General features: G+C 57.6%; 22 protein-coding genes and 1 tRNA gene. 13 read left to right on the forward strand and 10 right to left on the reverse strand.

Going from position 1 to position 24,683, the window contains the following annotated elements; translation table 11 throughout:
* Positions 1–35 precede the first annotated feature (35 nt).
* Both HF679_RS09925 and HF679_RS09930 read right to left on the reverse strand, forming a co-directional pair.
* Positions 36–773: a GIY-YIG nuclease family protein gene (locus tag HF679_RS09925; protein ID WP_123753675.1), complete on the reverse strand. Its 738-nt coding sequence runs from the start codon at positions 771–773 to the stop codon at positions 36–38.
* A 212-nt stretch (positions 774–985) separates the two neighbouring features.
* Complete coding sequence (locus HF679_RS09930; RefSeq protein ID WP_187042938.1) at positions 986–3,295, reverse strand: molybdopterin-dependent oxidoreductase; 2,310 nt, start codon at positions 3,293–3,295, stop codon at positions 986–988.
* A gap of 415 nt (positions 3,296–3,710) precedes the next feature.
* Here HF679_RS09930 and HF679_RS09935 point away from each other — a divergent pair, with 415 nt between their 5' ends.
* The 5 genes from HF679_RS09935 to HF679_RS09955 are packed head-to-tail and all read left to right on the forward strand — an operon-like array spanning position 3,711 to position 9,178.
* The gene (locus HF679_RS09935) at positions 3,711–4,691 is read left to right on the forward strand and encodes a sugar ABC transporter substrate-binding protein (protein WP_123753673.1); all 981 of its coding nucleotides are present in this window, start codon (positions 3,711–3,713) and stop codon (positions 4,689–4,691) included.
* Between the two features lie 44 nt (positions 4,692–4,735).
* The gene (locus HF679_RS09940) at positions 4,736–6,241 is read left to right on the forward strand and encodes a sugar ABC transporter ATP-binding protein (protein WP_154143589.1); all 1,506 of its coding nucleotides are present in this window, start codon (positions 4,736–4,738) and stop codon (positions 6,239–6,241) included.
* Complete coding sequence (locus HF679_RS09945; RefSeq protein ID WP_123753671.1) at positions 6,238–7,224, forward strand: ABC transporter permease; 987 nt, start codon at positions 6,238–6,240, stop codon at positions 7,222–7,224. Before HF679_RS09940 ends, HF679_RS09945 begins: the two co-directional genes overlap by 4 nt.
* Positions 7,224–8,225: an ABC transporter permease gene (locus HF679_RS09950; protein ID WP_123753670.1), complete on the forward strand. Its 1,002-nt coding sequence runs from the start codon at positions 7,224–7,226 to the stop codon at positions 8,223–8,225. The genes HF679_RS09945 and HF679_RS09950 overlap by 1 nt, the downstream gene beginning before the upstream one ends.
* Positions 8,226–8,236: 11 nt before the next feature.
* On the forward strand, positions 8,237–9,178 hold the full coding sequence (locus HF679_RS09955) for a carbohydrate kinase family protein (protein WP_123753669.1): 942 nt from the start codon (positions 8,237–8,239) through the stop codon (positions 9,176–9,178).
* 40 nt (positions 9,179–9,218) lie between these two features.
* Here HF679_RS09955 and HF679_RS09960 read toward each other — a convergent pair whose 3' ends face one another.
* The 4 genes from HF679_RS09960 to HF679_RS09975 all read right to left on the reverse strand — a co-directional run bounded on the left by HF679_RS09960 (position 9,219) and on the right by HF679_RS09975 (position 13,868).
* A complete protein-coding gene (locus tag HF679_RS09960; protein ID WP_123753668.1) occupies positions 9,219–10,247 on the reverse strand; it encodes a 2-hydroxyacid dehydrogenase in 1,029 nt (342 codons plus the stop codon).
* A 5-nt stretch (positions 10,248–10,252) separates the two neighbouring features.
* A complete protein-coding gene (locus tag HF679_RS09965) occupies positions 10,253–11,740 on the reverse strand; it encodes an FGGY-family carbohydrate kinase (RefSeq protein WP_123753667.1) in 1,488 nt (495 codons plus the stop codon).
* Between the two features lie 51 nt (positions 11,741–11,791).
* Entirely contained in the window at positions 11,792–12,400 is a 609-nt protein-coding gene (locus HF679_RS09970; RefSeq protein WP_123753666.1) for a methylthioribulose 1-phosphate dehydratase, read from the reverse strand.
* 418 nt (positions 12,401–12,818) lie between these two features.
* On the reverse strand, positions 12,819–13,868 hold the full coding sequence (locus HF679_RS09975) for an NAD(P)-dependent alcohol dehydrogenase (protein WP_123753665.1): 1,050 nt from the start codon (positions 13,866–13,868) through the stop codon (positions 12,819–12,821).
* 103 nt (positions 13,869–13,971) lie between these two features.
* On the opposite strand from HF679_RS09975, the gene HF679_RS09980 reads away from it, so the two are divergent.
* From HF679_RS09980 to HF679_RS10000, 5 genes are all read left to right on the forward strand, one after another.
* The gene (locus tag HF679_RS09980; RefSeq protein ID WP_123753664.1) at positions 13,972–14,370 is read left to right on the forward strand and encodes a winged helix-turn-helix transcriptional regulator; all 399 of its coding nucleotides are present in this window, start codon (positions 13,972–13,974) and stop codon (positions 14,368–14,370) included.
* A 195-nt stretch (positions 14,371–14,565) separates the two neighbouring features.
* Entirely contained in the window at positions 14,566–15,828 is a 1,263-nt protein-coding gene (codB, locus tag HF679_RS09985; RefSeq protein WP_123753663.1) for a cytosine permease, read from the forward strand.
* 2 nt (positions 15,829–15,830) lie between these two features.
* On the forward strand, positions 15,831–17,066 hold the full coding sequence (locus HF679_RS09990; RefSeq protein WP_187042939.1) for a PucR family transcriptional regulator: 1,236 nt from the start codon (positions 15,831–15,833) through the stop codon (positions 17,064–17,066).
* On the forward strand, positions 17,063–18,301 hold the full coding sequence (gene codA / locus HF679_RS09995; protein ID WP_187042940.1) for a cytosine deaminase: 1,239 nt from the start codon (positions 17,063–17,065) through the stop codon (positions 18,299–18,301). Before HF679_RS09990 ends, codA begins: the two co-directional genes overlap by 4 nt.
* Before the next feature lie 18 nt (positions 18,302–18,319).
* Entirely contained in the window at positions 18,320–18,595 is a 276-nt protein-coding gene (locus HF679_RS10000) for a putative quinol monooxygenase (RefSeq protein ID WP_123753660.1), read from the forward strand.
* 138 nt (positions 18,596–18,733) lie between these two features.
* Here the strand turns inward: HF679_RS10000 and HF679_RS10005 are convergent, their stop codons facing one another.
* Together HF679_RS10005 and HF679_RS10010 are read right to left on the reverse strand one after the other, a co-directional pair.
* A complete protein-coding gene (locus HF679_RS10005; RefSeq protein ID WP_187042941.1) occupies positions 18,734–19,468 on the reverse strand; it encodes an SDR family oxidoreductase in 735 nt (244 codons plus the stop codon).
* Positions 19,469–19,654: 186 nt separating this feature from the next.
* On the reverse strand, positions 19,655–20,563 hold the full coding sequence (locus tag HF679_RS10010; RefSeq protein ID WP_187042942.1) for a LysR family transcriptional regulator: 909 nt from the start codon (positions 20,561–20,563) through the stop codon (positions 19,655–19,657).
* Positions 20,564–20,700: 137 nt separating this feature from the next.
* Between HF679_RS10010 and HF679_RS10015 the strand changes: the two genes are divergently transcribed.
* Genes HF679_RS10015 through HF679_RS10025 form a run of 3 tightly spaced genes read left to right on the forward strand, consistent with a single transcriptional unit; the run spans position 20,701 to position 22,652 of the window.
* Positions 20,701–21,276, forward strand: coding sequence for an NAD(P)H-dependent oxidoreductase (locus HF679_RS10015; protein ID WP_123753657.1), 576 nt, complete (start codon positions 20,701–20,703; stop codon positions 21,274–21,276).
* Positions 21,277–21,289: 13 nt separating this feature from the next.
* The gene (locus HF679_RS10020; RefSeq protein WP_123753656.1) at positions 21,290–21,586 is read left to right on the forward strand and encodes a YciI family protein; all 297 of its coding nucleotides are present in this window, start codon (positions 21,290–21,292) and stop codon (positions 21,584–21,586) included.
* A gap of 37 nt (positions 21,587–21,623) precedes the next feature.
* Positions 21,624–22,652 (forward strand): aldo/keto reductase, encoded by a 1,029-nt coding sequence (locus HF679_RS10025; protein WP_154143367.1) that lies wholly within the window; start codon positions 21,624–21,626, stop codon positions 22,650–22,652.
* A 135-nt stretch (positions 22,653–22,787) separates the two neighbouring features.
* On the opposite strand, the gene HF679_RS10030 is transcribed toward HF679_RS10025, so the two are convergent.
* Positions 22,788–22,875: transfer RNA gene (locus HF679_RS10030), tRNA-Ser, on the reverse strand.
* Between the two features lie 144 nt (positions 22,876–23,019).
* Positions 23,020–24,648: an ABC transporter substrate-binding protein gene (locus HF679_RS10035; protein WP_154143369.1), complete on the reverse strand. Its 1,629-nt coding sequence runs from the start codon at positions 24,646–24,648 to the stop codon at positions 23,020–23,022.
* Positions 24,649–24,683 lie beyond the last annotated feature (35 nt).

Genomic DNA, 24,683 nt, shown 5'->3' on the forward strand with positions numbered 1-24,683 from the left:
TCGTCTTTACGGTATTTCGCCATCAAAAAATGAAACTATAGTTTCATCATGTTTTGCGTGATCAACTCGAAAGGGACAACATCACCAATTGCGTAATTGCGTTGAAAATACTGTTTCAGCTCAACGCCCCCCATGATGCGGGGTGAACCAGACTGATTGGCTGTTCGGTTAATCATTGCAGTGATGGTAGACACACCATCACTAAGAACAATCATGATGTTCTCACCATCTTTACCAAAGTTTTGAGAACTCACCACTGGCACATTGAAGAACCCTCTATGCCAGTACGTATCGGTCATGTTGAAAGTGAATTTTTTATTACTACTATGTGTGATGATTTCAGATTCAGTTGATACTACCTCATCACTATTCAGTACTGGCCTCTGGATGCCATTCCATTCAGGACGAATGACGCTAATAATTGAATCCTCAAGACCAGCAGCAAGATTCAAGTGAAACTGTCCGTAGTGCATCAGTCCTGAATCTGGAAGTACTAAGATATCAACGGCAATATTGTTAGACAGCATATCAATGATGTTAGCGTTATTTTTAATATTCGTAGATTGGGAAGAACCAGGACGTGAATAATGGTACATCCTGTTGCGTAGTAAACGAGTGGTTTTACCAACGTACTTTACTTCACCATCACAAACAAATGCATATAGGTTGTTCTTAACATCTGTAAATCTGCCATCGAGATGATACTTCAGGCTGCCATCTATAATTTGCCAGAATCCTGCTTTGATAAAACCAATCTCAGTTAAACGATTCATGTTAGGGTTCCATATGGGGAGAGTAAAAGCATTATACCCCTCATATTTCAAGTTTCATGAACTTTAGCTTTTCGGTAACTCGAATTATTTAGGGTATATCCATGCTGAACTTCTGACCGTAGTTTAACAAAGTTTGCTGTCAGCAATCTCCGCTCCTGGCACATACGAAGCGCCGACGAGCAATCCTCTCATCAGCGCTCAGTCCTTCCCCTCTACGGCCTGACAAACACAGGCGGATCGAAGGCGGTCACCGGCAGCAGCGCCTCGCGCCACGGTTCAATCTCCACCCAGCAGCTTTGCGCGCTACAGCCCTGACCCAGCCGAGAACTGCCGCGATCTTCGGTTAATACGTTAGGGTTGCCATGTTTATCCAGCGACCCCTTTTCATTGGGGTCCAGAGGATCGTACCAGGCGCCGGTCGACATCTGCACCACCCCCGGCAAAATCTGTTCGCTCAGGTGCACGCCGGCCAGGATCGCGCCGCGCGCGTTATACACCTTCACCACGCTGCCTTCGCCGATCTCCCGCGCCTGCGCATCCTGCGGGTGCATCCACAGCGGCTCGCGGCCCTGGATTTTGGTTGCCCGGCTGACGCTGCCGTGATCGTACTGGCTATGCAGGCGGGTGCGCGGCTGGCTGGAGAGCAGATGCAGCGGCCAGCGCGCCGCTTCCTGCCGTTGCCAGGCAGCCTCCTGCTCGTCCCACCACGGGTGGCCGGGGCATTCACGATAGCCAAAACCGGCAATCGTTTCGGAGAACAGCTCGATCTTGCCGGACGGTGTGGAAAGCGGATAACGCTGCGGATCGGCCCGGAAGTCCGCCAGGAATATCTGCGGCTTCTCCGGCGCGCTGTACTCCAGTACCCCTTGCTGCCAGAACGCCTCAAACGACGGCAGCTCAATCCCCTCTTCCTGCGCTCGCGGACGCGACTCTTCGTAGATCTGCCGCAGCCACTGCCCGGCATCGCGCCCTTCGCTAAAACTCTCGCCGCAGCCCAGCCGTTCGGCCAGGTCACAGAAGATAGCGTAATCATCGCGCGCTTCGCCCACCGGCGGGATTTGCGCGCTCATGGCAATCATAAACCCGTCGTGGCCGCCGCTGCCGATATCTTCCCGCTCCAGCGAGGTGGTGACCGGCAGAACGATATCGGAAAACTTGGCCTGCGCGGTCCAGTACTGCTCGTGCACCACCACCGTTTCCGGCCGCCGCCAGGCTTCACACAGACGGTTGATATCCTGATGGTGATGAAACGCATTGCCGCCGGCCCAGTAGACCAGGCGAATATCGGGATAGCGCAGATGCTGGCCATCAAACTCATAGGCTTCCCCCGGATGCAGCAGCATATCGGAAAGCCTCGCCACCGGGATCACGCTGTTCACCGCATTTTTGCCGGCAGGCAGTCGCGGCCCGGAAAACGCTTTACGCGCCGCCCCCGCCAGATTGGTACAGGCATAGCCAAACCCCAGCCCGCCGCCCGGGGTACCGATTTGCCCCAGCAGCGCGGTGAGCGCCACCGTCGCCCAGTAGGCCTGCTCGCCCTGGCGCGCGCGCTGTATCGACCACGAAATATTCACCATCGTGCGCTGGCTGGCCATCTCACGCGCCAGCGCGGTAATCTGCTGCGCATCAATGCCGGTGATCGCTGCCGCCCATGCCGGTGTTTTTGCCACACCGTCGCTCTCCCCCATCAGGTAGGCGCGATACGGTGCAAAACCCACCGTGTGGCTGGCGACAAAACCGCTGTCGTACAGGGATTCGTTAATCAGAACGTAACAGAGCGCCAGCAGCAGCGCGGTATCCGTCCCCGGCCGCACAGCAAGCCACTCGGCGCTCTCGACGGCGCTCAGGTCATTGCGCACCGGGCTGATATTCACAAAGCGCGTCCCCTGCTCCTGCATCTTCTCCAGCCAGTACTTCAGCATATGGTCGTTGGCGCCGCCGCCGCTGACCTGCGAATTACGCAGCGGCAGGCCGCCAATCGCCACAAACAGCTGGCACTCCCGCGCCAGCTCGGAGAAATGGGTATGCTGACGGTGCAGCGGGCTCAGCGGCCCGAGGACATGCGGAAGAATACGCTCGCCCGCCGCGCTGCTGTAGGTGTTGGTGCTGGCGGTGTAGCCGCCAAAGGATTTGAGAAAACGGTGCAGCTGGCTTTGGGCATGGTGAAAACGCCCGGCGCTGGCCCAACCGTAGGAGCCGCCGAAAATCGCCTCGTTGCCGCAACGCGTTTTGACCGAGTTCAGCTCGCGGGCCAGCAGGTCGAGCGCCACCTCCCAGCTCACTTCAACAAACGGCTCTTTGCCGCGCCCCTCGCGCGACGCCGGGCCATGCTGTAAGTAGCCAGCACGCACCGCCGGACGGCGAATTCGCGTCTTGCTGGTGACCGCATCGGGGAGCGACTGACCGATGCGGGAGGGTTTTTTATCCCACGGCACCGGGGTCACTGCGTCAATTTTGCCGTCGCGGGCCTCGACCTGCCAGGTTCCCCAGTGCATCACGGTCAGATTGTGTTGTTTTCTCATAGCGCCTGTTTTCTTTTCTCGCCCGATAACCATCGCCATAATAAATGGTGATAATCATGGGAATAACCCATGCATCACCCTATAATCTGCTACACAGGAAGGATTATTCACGCAGAACAACTCTGTATTATTCCTGGGTGCGATATATTACAGCGACAGAATAATTATAATTAAAGCGCAATTTTTATTTGAATTAATAAGGCATGCAAGCGATTTAAATCCACAAATTAAAGATGGATTAATCCGCATCATGAAATATTTTCAGGTTGCAGGTGACAAATTTAAGTTTTCCTCAGACATTTCTTCGATATAACATTGTTGATATAGCTTATATATTTTTTGTATTTGAGGTTGAGTGGCGATTATTGTCATGCTACTGCTCCGCTGCCTCCTCCATCACAGGACCATAATAAGAATGTCGCAGAAAATGAAATTATTGCCCATCGCGCTGGGTCTGCTCTCGCTCGCCTCCGTAAACGCCCTGGCGGCAGAGGCCTTATCACTTCAGGGAAAAACCATCGGCGTCGCCGTTGTCGGCACCCAGCACTTCTGGGATCGTGAAGCCTATAAAGGCGCCACCGAAGAAGTCGAGAAACTGGGTGGCAAAGTGATCGGCGTCGACGGCGGCCGTGATAACCAGGTTCATGCCAACAACCACGATATTTTACTGTCGCGTAAAGTCGATGCGGTAATTAGCATTCTGGGCGATAGCGCCGTTGAGCCAAAATTCAAAGCGCTGCGCGATGCGGGCATTCCGGTATTTACCGTTGACCATGTATCAAAATACTCCGTCAATAACACCACCTCCGATAACTACACCCTTGGGTCAACCATTGGTCGTTATATGGCCGATGAGTTAGGCGGCAAAGGTAACGTTGCGGTATTTAACGCATTCTCCAGTTCCCTGCGTATTTGCGGCATTCGTTACGACCAGTGGAAATATGTCCTTAAGGATTACCCGGACATTCATATTATTCAGCCAGAGCTGGCGGAACAATTTGCCAACTCGCCGGAAGATGCGCGTAAGAAAACCCTCGAACTGCTGAGCCAGTACCCGAAAGGTAAACTCGACGCCATCCACGTTGCCTGCTGGGATCAGCCGGCTATCGGTATCGTCCAGGCGCTGGAAGAGACCGGGCGCGATAAAGACGTTAAGGTCACCGCCATTGATGCCGGCCCGGAAACGCTGGAAATCATGGCCGAACCGGGCAGCCCGTTCGTTGCCAACGTCGCCCAGCAGCCGCATCTGATTGGCCAGACCTCCGCCGATAACGTCGCCCGCTACTTCGACAAACAGAAGCTGCCGGTGCAGACCTTTATTCCGGTGGTTCCGGTGAAAGGTCCGCAGGAGGCGAAAGCGGTCTACAAACAGCTGGGATATGGCGAACTGCAGTGATAACTCAATCCTCCGGCGGGGTCCATCCCGCCGCTGGTCTGGCGATGAACCAGATCAGCAAAACCTTTGCCAACGTGACTGCATTAAATGCGGTCACGCTGCTTCTGAACCCCGGTGAAATTCACGGCCTGATCGGCGAGAACGGCGCGGGAAAATCCACGCTCATAAAGATCCTCGCCGGTGTGTACCAGGCCGATAGCGGCAACGCCACCCTCGACGGCGCGCCTCTGCCGCTCGGCAATCCTGCGGCGATCGAAGCCCTGGGCATCCGCGTGATTCACCAGGAGCTGAACCTGATCCCGCACTTTACCGTCGCGGAATCGGTGTTTCTGGGTCAGGAGTACCGCACCCGCTGGGGCGCGCTGGACCGGCGGCGCATGAATGCCGCCACCGCCGCGTTTTTCCGCGACAGCTGGCAGCTGGACATCAACCCACGTCGCCTGATCCGCGACCTCAGCCTCGCCGAACGCAAGCTGGTGCAGATAGCCCGGGCATTGATCGATGGCGCCGCAAAGCTGGTGGTGTTCGATGAGCCCACCGCCCCGCTGGAAGCGCAGGAGGCCAGCCTGGTCTCCTCGGCGATCCTGCGTCTGCGGGAACAGGGGATCGCGATTCTCTATATTTCTCACTATCTCAACGAAATCGCTGCCCTGTGCGATCGCGGCACGGTGCTGCGCAACGGCGAGGTCGTCGGTTACCCTGACCGGGAGCTGCTGCAAAATACCGACGCACTGATAAAAATGATGGTCGGTCGCGATATTGAGCAGCTGTATACCCCGCGCCAGAGCAGCGCTCAGGAAGTCGATGCTGCTGCCCCGGTGCTCTCCGTGCGCCACCTTAGCGACGGCCAGCAATTAAACGATATTACCTTTGATATTCAGCCAGGCGAGATTGTCGGCGTCGCCGGGCTGCTGGGCGCAGGGCGCGACGTGCTGGTCGATCTCCTTTACGGACTGCGCCGCCCCCGCAACGGCACAATCAGCATCGACGGCCAGCTGAAACGGCTGCGCACGCCGTATCAGGCCACCCGCGCCGGGCTGGCGCTGGTCCCGCGCGACCGCCGCCATCAGGGGCTGATCCTCCCCTTCTCCACCGCCGATAATATTAATCTTGCCTCGCTGCCGGACACCGCCACCTTCGGCTGGGAACGTCGCGGCCGAGCGCTGGAAAAAGCGCGCAGCTGGATTGACCAGCTCTCCATCCGCCCAGGCCGCCCGGAACTGCCGGTGCGCTTGATGAGCGGCGGCAACCAGCAAAAGGCGATTCTCGCCCGCTGGCTGGGCACCGACGCGCGGCTGTTCATTCTCGATGAACCCACCCTCGGGGTGGATATCGGCGCGCGTAGCGATATTTATCAGCGCACCCGCGAGCTGGCGGACCGCGGTCGCGGCGTGCTGGTCTCTTCCAGCGACGCACCAGAATTATTGGGCCTGTGCGACCGCATCCTGGTGATGTGGCGCGGCGAGCTGGTAGCCAATCTCCCGACCCAGGGACTAACGCTGGACGCGTTACTGGTGACGATTAACGGTGGACAGGAACAACAGGTATGAGTGCAGGCATCCAGCGTCGCCCCCTTCCGGGCCTCACGACGCTTATCGAAAAATTCCCCCTGATTCTCTTTTTTGCGCTGCTGGTGTGGCTCAGCCTCCAGTCGCCCTTCTTTTTAAGCTGGCAGAATATCAGCATGATGCTGGTGCAGAGCGTGCCGCTGGCGATCCTCTGCTTCGGTCTGGTGTGCGTGATAGCCGTCGGCGGCGATGATGTGGTTTCCGGCGGGATTGACCTGTCGCTGCCCGCCATTGCGGTGCTTGGCGTGGCGCTGCTGAGCCTCGGCATGGCGGAGTGGAACACCCCTTACCTGCTGCTGTTGTTACTGCTGATTGCCGTCAGTCTGGCCTGCGGCGCGGTCAACGCCACGCTGGTGCTGGTGGCGGGTCTGCCGCCGCTGCTGGCGACCCTGTCGACCTCGGTGGCCTTCACCGGGCTGACCGACCTGCTGACCGGCCAGCGACGTATCGCGGTCAATGACCCGCTGATGGTGGCCTTTCGCGATAACGACCTGTTCGGCATCCCGTGGCCGCTGATCTATCTGCTGGCGGTCTTCGCGCTGTTCCAGTTTCTGCTGCATCACTCCCGCTTCGGCCAGCATTTACAGGCGGTTGGCGGCAACCGCGATATGGCGCAGATGAGCGGACTCAACGTGCGCCGTTTGACCATTATTGTCTGGCTGCTGGCGGGGATCGCCGCCGGACTGGCGATCATGCCGCTGCTCAGCCAGGGCTCCGGCAGCTCCAGCGGCACGGCGACGCCATTGCTGCTGGAAACCGTCCTCGCCACCTTTATCGGCGCGGCGTTCTCGCGCCGTCGGGTGGTCACCATCTGGGGCGCGCTGCTCGGTGCGGTGCTGGTCAACGCCCTCTCCAACGGGCTGGGTCTGCTGGGGGTGAATATTTTCTGGATGGGGGCTATCAAAGGCGGCCTGATCCTCGTGGTGCTGGCGGCGTCGGCGGTCAGACATAAAGGAGGCAACTGATGAGCCAGTTGACGCTCAAGACCCCATCAACGGGGCAAACCGCCAGCAGCCCGCTGGCGTGGCTGTCGCGGGCAGGATTCGGCGTCATTACCCTGCTGGCGATTGCCCTGTTCGGCTGGGCCAACCCGGTATTTTTGACCTTCGATAACTGGGCCAACCTGCTGCAGGGCAGCGCCATTCTGTTGATTGTGGCGATGGCGATGACCCTTATCGTCAGCGCCGGGGCGATTGACCTCTCCGTCGGCGTGGCGCTGGATTTCGGCGCGGCCTTTGCGCTGGTGGCGCTCAAAACCTGGCACCTGCCGTGGCAAGCAGCTGTGGGCTGCGCGCTGCTCGGCGGGGTGATTATCGGCCTGCTGAACGCCTTCCTGATCCTTATCTGCCAGATCCGTCCGTTCCTCGCCACCCTCGGCACCTGGTTTATCGCCAGCAGCGCCGAGCGCATCTATACCGACGGCGGCGGCTCCATCTCTTATCGCCGGATGGCGCCGGAGTATCACGATCTGGCGGTCGGCACTATCGCCGGTATTCCCACGCCGGTGGTGATTGTGCTGGTGCTGTGGCTGGCGACCTGGCTGATTACCGAACGAACGCTGTTCGGCAAATACGTTCGCGCGATCGGCCAGAACGGCGAAGCGGCGCGTATCGCCGGGATCCGCGACCGCCGGACCATGCTGTGGGTGCTGGTGGCGGCCTCCGCGCTGTGCGCCGTCGGCGGCGTGATCCTCTCCGCCAACCTGCGCCAGTTTACGCCGCTGGCTGGCCAGGCCTATCTGATGGACGCTATCGCCGCGGTATTTATCGGCACCGCCTTTAACCGGCTAGGCCGGGTCAGCATCGCCGGCACCCTCGGCGGCGTGCTGTTCCTCGCGATTATTGATAACGGCCTGAACCTGATGGGGCTGAACTACCTGGTGAAAGATGCGCTGGTGGGCGTGATTCTGGTGGTGGCGCTGGCCCTCTCCTTCTGGCAGGCGCGTCTGCGTCAAACGCATCGTTAAGTGGAGCACGTATGGCAACTTTTGACGCCGTCTTTGTCGGCCTGACTATTCTTGATATCGCCGGACGCCCGGTTAGCGACATCCCGCCGCGCGGCGGGGTGGCCTTTATCGAACAGATCCGCCTGAACCCCGCCGGCACCGCCGCCGGGGCCAATATTAACGCGGCCAGGCTGGGGATCCGTACCGCTGCGGTGGCCTGCCTGGGCGAAGACGAAAAAGCCGATTTTATCCTCGCCAGCTATGCCCGGCTGGGTATCGACTGCTCGCTGATCCAGCGCACGACGCTGAAGGAAACGTCAGCGACGATCCTGCCCATTCGTCCCAATGGCGAGCGCCCGGCGCTGCACTGCCGGGGGGCTTCCGATGCCCTTTTCGTCAGTGAAGAGCAGTTCGCCGATATTCTTGATTGTCGCTTCCTGCACCACGGCGGCACCGGCCTGCTGGCGGCGATGGACAACGGGCAAAGCGCGCTTCTGCTGCAGGCGGCGAAAGCCCGCGGCGTGACCACCAGCTTCGATCTCATTGCCCCCGATGAGCACACCCTGGATCTGCTGCGCCCGCTGCTGCCTTCGGTGGACTACTTTATGCCTTCCCTTGAGGAAGCCGCGTATCTCTCCGGGCAGACGCAGCCGGAAGCGATCGCCCGTTTCTTCTTCGGGCTTGGCGTCGGGACCTGCATTCTGAAAGATGGCGAGAACGGCTCCTGGCTGCTGACCCGCGATGGCGCGGTTGAGCATATTGCGCCATTCAGAGTCGATGCTGTCGACACCACCGGCTGCGGCGACAGCTACTGCGGCGGCTTTATTGCCGCGCTGGCCCGTGGGTTAAGCGTCAAAGCGGCGTGTGAGGTGGCTTCTGCCGTCGCCGCGCTGGTGGCGACCGGGATGGGTTCGGATGCGGGGGTGGTTGACTGGGAACAGACTCAGGCGTTTATGGCGGCAAACCGCCGCTGATAGCAGCATCGCCGCCGCATCTCGCGGCGGCAGAAACGGCTTAGCGCCACTGATAAAGCAGCGGCTCCCCGGCAACATAGCGCTGGAGGTCGGCGGCAATCATCGCGGTATGCTTCGCGATGCTCTCCCGCGTCGCCCCGGCAATATGCGGGGTGATAATCACGTTATCAAACTCGGTGACAAACGGATGGTCGCGCCACAGCGGTTCCCGATGGTACACATCCAGCCCCGCGCCGCCCAGCGGGCCGTGGCGCAGCGCCTGAATCAACGCCTCTTCATCTACCACCGCGGCGCGGGAGGTGTTAATCAGCAGCGCCCCCGGCTTCATGCTCTTGAGCAATGGCGCGTTAACCAGGCCATCGCTGTGCGGGCCGCTGCTCAAATGCAGGCTGACGATGTCGGCCTCACGGAACAGCGCCTCAAGCGTCGTTTTCTGTAATCCCGGCTCGTTGATATCCTCGGCGGCGACAAACGGATCCACCACCAGCACCGCCATGCCAAAGGCACGGGCAATACGCGCCACCCGGCGGCCAATATTGCCGTAGCCGATCAGCCCCAGGGTTTTATTACGCAGTTCGCTGCCTTTAAACACTTCATAAGGGCTTTCCGGGCTGACGTCCCACACGACATCGCGGCGCAGCCCGCTCTGGGTAGAGTGCGCGGCGTTCTCGGCGTTAGTGAATTCACCACGCTTTAGCGCGGCGTAGGATTGCGGAATGTGTCGCGCCAGGCTCAGCATCAGCCCCAGCGTCAGTTCTGCGGCGGCGTCGGCGTTGCGGCCCGGCGTATAGAGCACCCGGATATTGCGCGCCTGGGCGGCTTTGGTATCAATATTCACCGGATTGGCGCGGGTGCAGGCGATGACCTTCAAACGCGGACAGGCGGCTATCACCTCCTCCGTCACATCATCATAGCTGGTCACCAGCACGTCGGCGTCGTGGGCCAGATCGATCAGCTGGCCAGCGCTTAGCTTCGGCTTGCCCAGCGCCCAGCCTTCCACCCGCAGTTCACCGAGTTGCTGAAATGCGCTGAGATCGCCGGCGTGTTCGGCGGTAAAAACAATTTTCATGTGCGTTATTCCTGAGAAAGAGCGTGAAGCGCCTCGTGGCGGGCCTGCCAGACCGGGAGCATCTGCTCGCGCAGCAGGCGATAAACCGGGTAGAGTGCGGCGTAACGGTGATGCGCCTGCGGATTGGGCTGATAGCGGGTCTGCTCCAGCGCCGGGTAATGGCTCAGGGCATCGACGCTGCGCGCTGCCAGAATCGCCGCACCGCGCGCGCTCAGCTCGTTGAACGTGCTGGAGACCACCGTTCTGCCGGTACAGTCGGCAATGATTTGCAGCCAGGTGGCTGAAGCCGCGCCGCCGCCGGTCAGATACAGTTCACCGCCCTGCGGGTAGCCCTGAAGCGAGTCGACGATGGCGTATGCCAGCCCTTCAAACACCGCCCGCTGTAGCTCTGCGCGGGTGGTGTGCTGGCTGATACCGAAATAACCGGCCCGCGCCTCGGGGCTAAAGAACGGTGCGCGTTCGCCGTTAAGATAGGGCTGCCAGAACACCCCGCCGCTGCCCGGCTCAACGCTGGCGATGCTCTGCTCCAGCTGCTGTAAATCCGGGTTTAGCGAAATCTGCTGCTGGAGCCAGTCGATGTTCGGCGTCCCGGCCTGCATCGGAAACAGATTAATGAAGCGGCCCGCTTCGGTATGGGTGACGTAACGCGTCCCCTCGTTGACCGTCTGACGACCGTGGCAGACGATCCCGGTGCAGCAGGTGGTGCCAAGAATGGTGTAGATATCACCGTCGTTCACCGCGCCGCAGCCGAGGGCCGCGCTGCACACGTCAAGCGCGCCAGCCGCCACCGGGGTGGCAACGGGAAGCCCGGTCAGCAAGGCGACCTCTTCACGCAGCGTACCGGCCTGGGCATCCGGCGCCAGCAGCGGCGGGAACAGATGCGCTAAATCCGCGAGACCCATGTCATTCAGCACCACCGTGGATAACGTCCCGCTCTGCTGATTGAGCAAAGAGGTGCTGGCATCGGTGAGATCCAGCGCCGCGACGCCGGTGAGACGAAAGCGGATCCAGTCTTTAGCGAAAAACAGATAACGGGCCGCCGCCAGCCGCTCCGGCTGATGATGTTTCAGCCAGCACAGCTGCATGCTGGTATTGCAGGGCTGCAGGTGGGTACCGGTATCGTCGAAGAAACGGCGGTCAAAACCAGGGCGACTGAGCAGTTCGCTCATCAGCTCGCGGCTGCGGGTATCGCTCCACAACATTCCCGGCCCGACCGGTTCACCTTCGGCGTCGCTGAGCCAGACGCCTTCGCCCTGCCCGGCCAGGCCAATCGCGCGTAAACGCCCGTTTTGCAGCGCCGGGTGCTGGGCTATGTCACGCAGGATCGTCACCACCGATTGCCACAGTTGGGCCATGTCCTGTTCGGCGTACCCGTTGGCCGACAGCCGCGGGCCGGTATTCTGCGCCGCGCTGGCGCACGCCTGAAAATATTCATCAAACAGCACCGCTTTGACGCGCGAGGTGCCGATATCGATTCCGAGATAAAAATCCATGACTGACCCGTTGGTGGAGAGAGATTTAGAACCTAATCGTGCTGGCTCTGGTCACGGCTCGTAGCGGCGGCGCATCAGCTCGCACTCGAACAAAAACTCCAGCCCTTCCAGCTGGCGACGGGCCTCATTAATATCTTTACCCCAGCAGGTCAAACCGTGGCCGCGCAGCAGGAAACCGTAACGCAGCGGGTTGGTCTGGGCGTAATCTTCAATGCGCGCCGCCAGGGCATCGATATCCTGGTCGTTATCGAAAATTGCCACCGGTACGGTATCGAGATGGCTGTGCTGGCCGGTGAGGGTTTTTTGCATTTCATAGCCCTGCAGCGCCAGGGTGCCGCTTTTTTCAATGCGCGACAGTACGGTGGCGTTGACGGTATGTACGTGCAGCACCACGTTGGCCTCCGGGAACAGGCGATACACCAGGGTGTGCAGACCGGTTTCCGCGGAAGGTTTGCGCCCGGAAGGCGCGGTATTGCTGGCGATCTCAACCTGGAGGAAATCTTCCGTCGTCAGGCTGCCCTTATCGCGTCCTGACTCGCTGAGCCAGCACCAGGTCTCATCCTGACGCACCGACATATTGCCGCCGGTGGCCGGTGCCCAGCCTTTCGCGCCGATCCAATGACAGGTGGTGACCAGTTGCGCGAGTCTTTCTTGCCACATAGCAGTTCCTTAGTTTAGCGATGTTGATTTGAGAACCTTTACGGCCAGGCGTTATGTTGCAGGCAGTGTGGTCGCGGTCAGCGCGCAACACCCGGAACGTACAGGGAGTACGTGCGGAGCGTGAACTCAGCCCATGTCCAGAATGGCCAATGAAATAGCCTGACGAAAGGTTCTTTAGCCGTCTAAATGGCTATTCACCCGATACTAACACCGCTCGCTGGCGCGAACAATATTTCAGGAAAGACCGACATTGATAATGGTTATATCAGAAATGCATATGAAATTAGCAATTTCAACAACGATACAACCAGGTGTTTTCATGACACCAACATTACCCGCTATAGGCTGCCGGTAACGTGGAGGATCGTTCTGCAAGAAAGAAACAGGATGCGCCCGCAGAAATCGGGCGCAGTGGCGGTTAGAGCGCCGTGGCGGCCATATCAATCACAAAGCGGTATTTCACCTCCCCTTTCAGCATCCGGCTGAACGCCGCTTCAACCTCCTCGCCGCGAATCATCTCGATATCAGCGGTAATGTTGTGCTGGCCGCAGAAATCCAGCATCTGCTGGGTCTCCTGGATGCTGCCGATGGAGGTGCCGCTGATGCTAAGGCGACGGAACACCAGCGGCGTGACATCCGGCGCGGGGTGAGGACTGTCGGGGATCCCCACCAGCACCAGTCGGCCGTTGGTTTTCAGGGCCGCCAGATAGGGGTCCAGGTCGTGCGGGGCGGCGACGCAATCAAGAATGATGTCGAGGCTGGTGGCACAGGCCGCCATCTGTGCGCTATCGCGGGAAATCACCACCCGGCTTGCCCCCAGACGCCGCGCGTCTTCGCCTTTTTCCGGCGAAGTGGTAAACAGCGTGACCTCCGCCCCCAGCGCGCTGGCCAGCTTGACCGCCATATGCCCCAGGCCGCCCAGACCGATCACCCCGACCCGGTCTCCCGGCTTGACGTCGAAGTAGCGCAGCGGCGACCACACGGTAACGCCGGCACACAGCAGCGGCGCGACACCGGCCGGGTCAAGATTCTCCGGCACGCTCACCACAAAGCGCTGGTCAACGACGATATTCTGCGCATAGCCGCCGCAAGTCAGCTCGCCGGTATAGCGGTCAGTGCCGTTATAGGTCGGCGTAAAGCCGCTGTCGCAATATTGCTCTTCATGCTGCTGGCAAAAGGCGCACTGACCGCAGGAGTCGACCATGACGCCCACCCCCACCAGCTGGCCCGGCGTAAAGCGCGTTGCCGCCTTGCCGCTCTGGCGAACCCGACCCACAATCTCGTGACCCGGGACCAGCGGGTACTGGCTGACGCCCCATTCATTGCGCGCCATATGCAGATCGGAGTGGCACACGCCGCAGTAGAGAATATCGATCAGCACATCGTTATCCTGAACGTCGCGCAGGGACATTTCCCCCACCCGCAGCGGCTGGTCGGCAGCGGTGGCCATCATTCCACGAATCTTCATCTTTACCTCAGGTCTGGCTGTAAAAAGGCCGCACACTATAGACATGAGGTTTCCATATTGGTAGTAGTTACCATTTGGTGACCATAAAAAGAGAGGAGCAAAAATGCCTGTTATCGTCGAGGGGAAACTCTATTTCTATGCCGATTCAGCCCCGCGCAGGTTGATGGATCTTTTTTCACTAAAGTGGTCCTCCATGGTGCTGCACGCGCTGTGGCACTGGCCGAATCATCGCTGCCGCACCGCTGAACTGCAGCGCAGCCTGCAGGGGATTTCAAAAAAGATGCTGATCCAGACCCTGCGCGAGCTGGAGATGCGCGGCTTGATTAGTCGCCATGTGTATCCGGTGGTGCCGCCAAAGGTGGAATATGCGCTGACCGAGTTGGGCAAAACCTTCGCCCAGCCGATTGAACAGATGTATCAGTGGGGACTGGAAAATCAGGCCGCGCTGGATGAGATGGAAGCGCATTACCGGGCGGCTGCGGAAAAAAGCGCGTCGTCCTGAAAATACCCTTCGGCACTGCTCCACGGCAGTGCAAAACTTTGCACTGTGCACACTATTCTGGCAAACGCCTGCGGGTTAATGGTTTTTTATGTGCATAGTGCACATCGCATTGTGTTAACCCTGCCCCGATTTTATTGGCATACCTCTTGCTACCCCTCTGCATCGCCATTCGGATAGCCACTCAGAGGTTCCACTATGTCAAACAGCAATGATTTTCCGCTCGTCGAAGCGCCTGCGACCGGACGCAAGGGCGTATTTTCGATCTCCATGGTTCTGTTCAGCTTCACCTTTTTTACCGGCACGATGTTCGCAGGCGGCAAGCTTGGCGTCTCTTTTTCCATCGTAAACCTGCTGTGGATTGCGGTTATCGGTAACTTTCTGCTGGCCCTGTACGCCGCATCGCTCGGCTGGATTGCCGCTCGGAGCGGGCTGAATACCGTGCTAATGGGGCGTTTTTGCTTCGGAGAAATCGGCAGCAAGCTCGCTGATTTTATTCTCGGCTTCGCCGAACTGGGCTGGTACGCCTGGGGGACGGCAACGGTCGCTATCTCGCTGGTCAAAATCCTCGCCCTGCCCGAGGTTGCGACCATTCCGCTGATGATCCTGTTCGGGATCCTGTTCTGCGTGACCGCGCTGGTGGGCTATAAGGGGCTGGACGCGCTGTCGCGTATTTCGGTGCCGCTGATGTTTATTCTGCTGGTGGTGTCGATGTACCTTGCCGCCCATCACGCCGGTGGCTGGCAGGCGATGACCCAAATAGAACCGAGCGAAACCATGACCTGGTCGGCCGCCATCACCATGGTGTTCGGCACCTTCGCCAGCGGCGCCACCCAGGCGACGAACTGGACCCGGCTGGCTAATTCCAGCCGCACCGCCATCATCGCCAGCATGAGCAGCTTCCTCGTCGGTAACGGGCTGATGATTGTCGCCGGGGCCTGGTGCGCCATCGTCTATCAGCAGGCCGATATCGTCGAGGTACTGATTTTGCAGGGGCTTTCCGTCGCCGCGGTGGTGATGCTGTGCCTCAACCTGCTGACGATTCAGGGCCCGACAATCTATAACGTTTCTGCCGCCGCCTGCCACCTGCTGCGCAGCGAGCGCCGCCGTACGCTGACCGTCGCCGCCGCTGGCGTCGGTATTCTGCTGGCAATTGGCGGTATGTACGAAATGCTGATCCCTTTCCTGGTGCTACTGGGCAGCATTATTCCGCCTATCGGCGGCGTGATCCTCGCCGACTATTGGTTTTATCGCGGCGGCCGTTACCCTCTGCTGCAAACCGCCCGTTTGCCGCGTTTTAACTGGCTGGGGCTTGGCGCCTACGCCGTGGGCGCGGTGGTGGCTTATCTGTCGCCGTGGATTGCGCCGCTGGTGGGCATTACCGTTTCTGCGCTGGTCTACATCGCCCTGACGCGTCTGAGCAAACGTCAGCCCGCCGCTGATTCCGTTGCGGAGCAGTAACCATGAGCCTGACGGTCAGCGAAATCCTCGCCCTTGACGGCCTTTCCGCCATGCGCCTGCGGGCAGGCAAACAGGGGCTACAGCTGGCGGTTCGCTGGTACTACTTGGCGGAAAATGAAAATATCGCCGAGTGGATTATGGGCGGGGAACTGGTGTTTATCACCGGGATCAACCATCCCCGCGATGAGGACAACCTGATCCATTTGCTGATGGAGGGCAAGCAGCGCGGGATCGCCGGGATGGTGATCCTCACCGGCGACGCCTATATTCAGGCGATCCCGCCGCGGCTGATCGCCCTCGCCGACGAACTCGGCATACCGCTGATCGAGCAACCCTATCTGCTGAAGATGGTGATTGTGACGGAACGCATCGGCACCGCGTTGGTACGTAGCGAGAATGCCCTGCAATCACAGCGCGATATTCTGATGCAGCTGCTCACTGGCGATTATCCCGACCTGCAAATCCTGCATCAGCGCGCGCTCCACCAGCAGCTGGATTTTACCCGTCCGCTGCGGGTCGCGGCGCTGCGCCTGGAGGGAATACAGCGGCTGTTTCGTCAGTCGCCACCTGAGCAGGCCGAAGCCTGGCTACAGCAGGCCCGCCGCACTGTGCGTCAGAGATTGCAGCAGCAGCTCAACCAACAGGGCAACCCTTTCCCGCTGGTGGAGCGCAGCAATATGTTTCTGTTCCTGCTGCCGGATGAGGAAGGTGAGTTTTATCAGCAGAAAAAATGGTTAGAACAGTGGCTGCTCGCGCTGGCGCAAGGCAACGACGGGCTGTCGCTGCTGTGCGGCCTTTCCGCGCCGGTGCAGCAGCTACAGGGATACCAGCGCGCGCTCTCGCAGGCGCGTCAGGCGCTGGATCTCAGCGATAACCTGCGCCCGGCCCAGCGTATCAGTGACTATCAGCAACTGGGCTTTATCAAACTGCTTTCCGCCGTCAGCGATCCTACGCTGCTGAGCGATTTTATGCATGACACCCTCGGCTGCCTGATCGAACCTGACCGCAAAAGCCCGTGGCTACTACTGGAGACGCTGGAAACGCTGCTTCAGGAGAACGGCAACGTGGTCAGGGCCGCTGAGCGCTTGGGTATTCACCGCAACACGTTGCATCAGCGCATCCAACGCATTGAAAAACTGACCCGCTATCCGGTCAGTCATTCGCAATTTCATCTCAACGCCTCTGTCGCCTTAGCGATCTGGCGTATGTCGCAAAACCATTTACGGGAACAACCATGAAAATTATCAACGCGCGCCTGCGCCATAAAACAGCACTGTATACACTTGATTTACAGGATGGTGTGATTAAGAGCATCGTGGCGCAAACCGCAGCCCAGGCGACCAACGCCTGCGATATCGACGCCCAGCAAAAACTGGTTATCCCGCCGTTTGTCGAGCCGCATATTCATCTTGATGCCACCCTGACGGCGGGCGAGCCGGAGTGGAATATGAGCGGTACGCTGTTTGAGGGCATTACCCGCTGGAGCCAGCGTAAAGCGAGCGTCACGGTGGAAGATACGCGCCAGCGCGCGCTGAAGACGATCGGCATGCTGCGCGATAACGGCGTGCAGCACGTGCGCACACATATTGATGTCACCGATCCGTCTCTGACGGCCCTTGAAGCGATGCTGCAGGTGAAAAAAGAGGCGGCCCATCTTATCGACCTGCAAATCGTGGCTTTCCCGCAGGAGGGCATCGAATCCTTCCCCGGCGGGCGCGAGCTGATGACCCGCGCCATTGAGATGGGCGCCGACGTGGTGGGCGGTATTCCACATTACGAAAACACCCGCGATAAGGGAGTCAGCTCGCTGGTCTTTCTGATGGACCTGGCCCAGCGCCACGGCTGTCTGGTGGATGTCCACTGCGATGAAATCGACGACCCGCAGTCGCGCTTCCTGGAAGTCCTGGCAGAAGAGGCCCGGGTTCGCGGCATGGGCGCGCAGGTTACCGCCAGCCATACCTGCGCCATGGGCTCCTACGATAATGCCTACTGCTCGAAGCTGTTCCGACTGTTAAAGGCGTCGGGCATCAACTTTATCTCCTGCCCGACCGAAAGCATTCACCTGCAGGGGCGCTTCGATACCTGGCCAAAACGCCGCGGCGTGACGCGGGTGGCGGAACTGGAGCGCGCCGGGATCAACGTTTGCTTTGCGCAGGACTCCATTCAGGATCCGTGGTACCCGCTGGGCAACGGCAACATTATGCGCATCCTGGATGCCGGGCTGCATATCTGCCATATGCTGGGGTATGAAGATTTGCAGCGCTGTCTCGACCTTATTACCGATAACAGCGCCCGGGCACTGTGCCTGGGCGATAACTACGGTATTGCCGAGGGGCGTCCGGCGAACCTGCTGATCCTTGATGCAGAAAATGATTATGATGCGGTATGCCGCCAGGCTAAAGTGCTGACCTCCATTCGTCACGGCAACATCATTATGCAACGCCAGCCGGAGCAGGTTTGCTATTCAAACTGAATAAATAAAGGGATGCTAATGATTAAGCTGACGGGTCGTTTAGTGTGTAAAGATGCCGACGAGGCGGAGCTTGTGCGCCAGTACCTTCCGCAACACAAGAAACTGACAAAGGAAGAAAGCGGATGCGTGTCATTCGAGGTTACGGAAACGGTGGATCCTTTGATCTGGAAAGTCGAAGAGCTTTTTAGCAACCAGACGACCTTTGACGCTCATCAGACAAGAACCAGGGCTTCAGTCTGGGGAAAAGAAACCCGCGCGATCGCCCGGGAATATGAAATCTCAACGGTTGAATAGCCGCCCCGCTGATATCCTTTTCAACAAGCCGCCCGTGGCGGCTTTTTTCACCTGTCGCTGATTTCCGCCTCTGGCACTAAATAGCCCCCGGCAATAGTCAGGGAGCGTTCGGTTGAACACCGCCAGATTCAGACCCTGTTATTGCAAATCTTCGCGCGTTGGCCCCTGGAAGTAGATCGTACCAATGTGGCAGCTTCGAGGTTGCGTCAGCACAAAACGAATCGTTTCCCAGACAGAACGGCCATTCATTAAACGCTCCCCCATTCTGCATTGCTCATCAACAAGCGCATCCAGCCCGGTCAGTTCAAAATCCGGTGGATACAAACCGGTTACCCGGATATTTTCTTTGGATAATTGTTTCGACAGCGTCGTTGTAAAGCCGCTAAGCCCGTTTTTGCTGGCAAAAAAAGCAGGATGGGCAATGGAGTCTGTGAAATTCGCGATACCGCATACCGATATAATTGAAACGATATCAGCACCGTCTGAGCGCCTTAATCCTGGAAGCAATGCCTGGGTGAGTAAAATTGAACCTGTCAGGCCTGAACTGATGGTATTGATGATTTCAGTGTCCGGTTGTTGGTCTATTGTCCCTGACAACCACTGAGCAGCATTAAGGATCAAAATATCGATGGGCTGCTCTGAATGTAAGAGCCGGGAAGCAAATTGAGAAATAGATTCCGGCTGGGTTAAATCACAGATATACCCTTTTGCGTGACCACCTTCAGCAGTGATGATGCTGCAGGTTTTTTCAATATCAGCAACGCGCCGGGCGCAAAAATCCACCTCGACCCCTTCTCGCGCTAACCACACGCACAGCGCCTGACCAAATCCCCCGCCCCCACCAGTGATAACGGCTCTTTTACCCTTCAGCATGGTTTGCTCCCTTTCCGCGATCGGTATCTGCGAGGGATATATAGCATGGGGCGGTGGGGTAACATCTTCCCGTTAGTGCCATTTAGCGCGGGCGCTTTGTATCGTGTTCCTGGGGGTGAGCAATGTCCGCTTCTGGCTGTTAGCTCAACGGGTCGATACAACGTTATCCAGAAACGAGAGAGCCACTCATTCTTTCGGATCTTCTGTATGAGCGATTAGAAATTCAATGAGGGCCTTCACTCTTTTCATTTTGCCCGCGCTTTTCGGGTAATAGAGATAAACCGGCGGATACGTTCTCCAGTAACGCTCCATAACGGGAAGAAACGTCTCCCTGTCTGGCTGTAATCGGTGAATAGGTTCAAATAAGCGACCAATCCCCAGCCCGTTGCGGATACCGTCGGCCATGACGTCAATATCGTTGCTGATAAGCTGGCCGGGCATTTCAACGGTCAGTTGTTCTCCGTTGTCATTCAGGATCAGAGGGAGGATGCGGTTATTGGTGATGAAGCGATAGCCGATAAGCCGGTGCTGGCGGAGATCGGCCGGCACCACAGGCATGCCATATTCGGCAAGATAGGCTGCCGAAGCATACAGTCCTTCACGAAACGGTTTCATTAAAGGACGCGCCACCACCCCGCCCTCCAGAATATCGCCAAAGCGAATCCCCAGATCAAAACGGTCGTCGATGATGTTCACGGTGCCATCGTAGACCGATACCTCAAGCTGAATACCTGGGTATTCACGGCAGAATGCAGCCATCGCGGGCTTTAAAATCAACAGATAGGCGAAACGCGAGAGCGTAATCCGCACCAGGCCCGACGGTTCCTGATTCTGATCGCGGATACTTTCCAGCGACTTTTCCAGCGAATCCACCGCCGCTGTGGTTTGCTCCAGCAGCTGTTGTCCGGTTTCTGTCAGCTCAATGCGCCGGGTAGTGCGCAGGAAAAGAGGATGCCCGATGTGCTGTTCTAAAAGCTTGAGGGCATTGCTGACCGATGGCGGAGTAATTTCAAGTTTCCTGGCCGCCGCCGAGATACTGCCTTCACGCGCAATGCTTTGAAAGATACGTATCTGATTATAAATGGCGTTATTCATAGGATCATCCTCAAGCAATGGCCGGTCAATTATTAGCTACAGGCTAAAAGTGATTAAGGCATTACTGCTCTAAAAAAAACAATGTCGTCGCCCTATACTGGATCCAAGATCAACAACGGCTAATTAACACATTGAAAATGAAAAATATCCTGATTGTTTCCGGGCATCCAGACCTGAACCACTCCGTGGCGAATGCCACCATTCTGGACGAAGTGGCGACTGCCCTGCCTGACGCTGAAATACGCCGGCTGGACGGGTTATATCCTGACGGCAAAATCAACATCAGCGCGGAGCAGGAAAGCCTGCTGAAGGCAGATGTGATTGTCTGGCAGTTCCCTTTTTCCTGGTATGGTCTCCCTGGGCTCATGAAGTGCTGGCTGGACGAGGTTTTTGTTCATGGTTTCGCCCATGGTTCAACGGCAAAACTGGGTGGTAAAAAACTGATCCTGTCATTCACCACAGGCGCGCCACAGGCACTGTATTCAGCAGATGGCTTCTTTGAACACAACATCGAAGATTACCTCGTCCCGTTCGAAACCACGGCCAGGCTTTGCAATCTGCAATGGCAACAACCGGTTTATACCTGCGGTATCAGCTATGCCGACAGGGATACAGCTAAAATCGCCCAACAGAAAGCCCTTGCTCAAGACCACGCCTCTCGCCTGGTCGCCATGCTGAGCACCTTATCTGCTGACACGAATGTGGCTGGTTAAGGAGAACAAGACAATGTTTATCATCACCATAACGGTCAGCGATGCGCTCTCGCCAGAACAGCATAATTCATTATTCCCCGGGCATGTGCAGTGGTTCCAGCATCATTTCTCGACCGGTGCATTTGTGGTCGTCGGGCCTTATATCGACCGCGAAAGATCCGGGGTCATTATGGCCAACACGGAGAGTCGCGGTGCCCTGATGGCGATCCTGGAAGAGGATCCCTATTACCCCGACCTGGCGACGTATGACATCCGGGAGTTTGTGCCCGCAATGGTTGCGGAAAACCTGCATCAGCTTCAGCAATCATAAGCTCATTCCTGAAACTGATAAGACGGAGTAAATGACAATGCAATATACCCGGCTTGGTAAAAGTGACTTAACGGTATCCCGTATTTGTATGGGGTGCATGGGGTTTGGCGACCCGTCGACGGGCCAGCATCGCTGGACGTTGGGCGAAGCAGAAAGCCGCGACATTATTCGCTATGGTCTTGAGCGAGGCATCAATTTCTACGATACCGCCATTGCCTATCAGAACGGTTCCAGCGAGAGGTACGTTGGCAAGGCGCTGCGTGACATGGCAAAACGTCAAGACGTGGTGGTCGCCACTAAGTTCCTGCCCCGTACGTCCGAACAGATTGCTAACGGCGTCAGCGGTAAACAGGCCATTGCGCAGTCGCTTAATCAGAGCCTGCGCAATCTCGGCATGGACTATATCGATCTTTATATCTATCACATCTGGGATTACAACACGCCGGTTATTGAGGTGCTTGAAGCGCTGCATGAGGCCATTAGCGCCGGTAAGATCCGCGCCATCGGTATATCCAACTGCTATGCATGGCAGTTGGCTAAAGCAAACGCCCTTGCCGCACGCCATGGACTGACCCCGTTTGTTGCCGTACAGAGCCACTACAACCTGATTATGCGTGAAGATGAGCGGGAGCTTTTCGGATTATGCGCTGAGGACAGAATTGCGATGACGCCCTACAGTGCGCTGGCCAGTGGTCGTCTTGCGCGTCAGGCTGAGACTCAAACCCTACGAGCCGCTGAGGATGATTATGCCAAAGGGAAATATGACGCAACGGCGGATCTGGATCGCAAGATCATTGACCGTGTGGCGGAACTTGCCGAACGATATCAGGTTTCGATGACCGCGGTTTCTCTCGCATGGCTGCTGACCAAAGCGACTGCGCCGGTCGTCGGCGCGACCCGAAAACAGCACATTGACGGCGCGACAGACGCGGTTGATCTGCAGCTGAGTCCCGAGGATATCCAGTATCTGGAAGCGTGCTACCAACCGCATGCGCTGACCGGGATCATGGCGCAAAACACTCTGCGAACCAAAGACGCAAAACAGGTGTGGACGCGCAGTACGTGAGGATGGTGAGCACTGCCCAGGGCCAAAATGGCAAATAAAATAGCCTAATGGGGCACTTAGCCGAAAGCAATGGCATGCGGGGAACGGCAGAAATGAAAAAACCCCAGGATATTAACTATCCTGGGGTTTTATATTTGGCGGAAGCGTAGAGATTCGAACTCTAGAACCCTTTCGGGTCGCCGGTTTTCAAGACCGGTGCCTTCAACCGCTCGGCCACGCTTCCGGTATGGGGCGCACTATAAACACCTCTGCGTAGGCTGTAAAGCCCGATTTTGTTCAACTGCCGCAAAAACAAACAAAAATGCGTTATTCGTCTGAAATATAGGCACATTGCATAAAAAAACGACGTCAATCGGGCCAGCTACGGTCAATGTTTTTTGATATACATATCTTTCGTGAAGTAGTACCCCAGCTTATCCGGTGTAAATCCGCCCACCCACGGCTTCACCAGGTGCGTTCTGACATAGTGATAGACCGGGATTGCGGGCACATCTTTCCCAAGCAAATCCTCTGCCTGCTGATAGTACTTGCCACGGGCGACAACATCCGGCGCTTTGGCGGCGTTCTTCAACGCTTCATCATAGGCAGGATTGCTGTACTGGCTGGTATTTTCACTGTCGCCGGTGCGGAAGTTATTCAGGAAGGTAGCCGCATCATCGTAATCGGCAATCCACGCGTAGCGCACCGCATCAAAAGTATGCGTGTGCATGGTATCGAGCATGGTCTTCCACTCCTGGTTTTGCAGCTTCGCTTCCACGCCGAGGTTTTTCTTCCACATCGAACTGGCGGCAATCGCCACCCGCTGGTGCGATTCAGACGTGTTGTACAGCAGATTAAACACCAGCGGATGCGAATCGTTGTACCCGGCCTCACTCAGCAGCTTTTTAGCCTCGGCAATCCGTTTATCCCGCGGCCAGCTGGCGTAATCCGGGTTTTGCAGTTTTACGCCACCAATATCAGGCTGGCTGATCACCCAGGCCGGGCGCTGCCCCTGCCCCAGCACTTTTTCCGCGATGATGTCTTTATCCAGCGCCATATTCAGCGCCAGGCGCACACGCGGATCGTTAAACGGCGCTTTGGTCGTATTGAACTCGTAGTAATAGGTCGCCAGCTGCGGTGATACGTCCAGCTGATCGCCCATGGTTTTTTTAAGCTGGGCAAACTGGTTGATCGGCACCGTATAGACAATGTCGATTTCACCGGCTTTATAACGGTTAACGTCGGCCGCTTCCGAATGAATCGGCAGATAGGTCACTTTGTTGATAACGGTATGCGCGTTATCCCAATAGCGCGGGTTGCGCTCAGCGACGATGCGCTCGTTGACCACCCACGCGGACAGCTTATAAGGACCGCTGGTCACCATATGCTGCGGTTTGGTCCACTGCTCGCCAAAACGGTTCACCAGCACTTTATCAATCGGCACCAGCGAAGGGTGCGCCAGCATCGCCAGAAACGCGGCGTTCGGCTGCGTCAACGTCACTTCAAAAGTGGCATCATCAATCGCTTTCACGCCCAGCGTTTCCGGCGCTTTTTTCCCCTCGGCAATCTCCTGCGCATTCACGATGTGCATATTGCCGGGATAGCTGGCGTACGGCGACGCGGTCAGCGGCGATACCAGGCGTTGCCAGCTCCAGACAATGTCCTGCGCGGTGATGGCGGTGCCGTCCGACCAGGTGATGCCTGGGCGTAAATGGAAGGTCCAGACGGTGTTATCTTTATTATCCCACTTCTCCGCCAGCCGCGGCTGGATCTCACCTTGCGGCGAGACGCTGACCAGCCCCTCAAACAGATCGCTGATGATATTAAACTCAACATCGCTTTCGACTTTATGCGGGTCCAGTGATGCCGGTTCGCTGCCGTTATTTCTGACCAGCTCCTGCTTTTCTGCCAGCACCGTACCCGGTGGCACCTGGGCGGCGAAAGCCGTTGCCGTCGAGCAGAGTAAACCGATAGCCAGTAATGCTTGTGTGATGTGATTGTATTTTTGTGATTTCATATCCCTTGCCTTTATTACGCTTCGTTTGTACCCTC

Origin of the sequence: Enterobacter sp. JUb54 (genome assembly GCF_014298075.1) — a bacterium.
In the GTDB taxonomy this organism is placed as follows: domain Bacteria; phylum Pseudomonadota; class Gammaproteobacteria; order Enterobacterales; family Enterobacteriaceae; genus Klebsiella; species Klebsiella lignicola.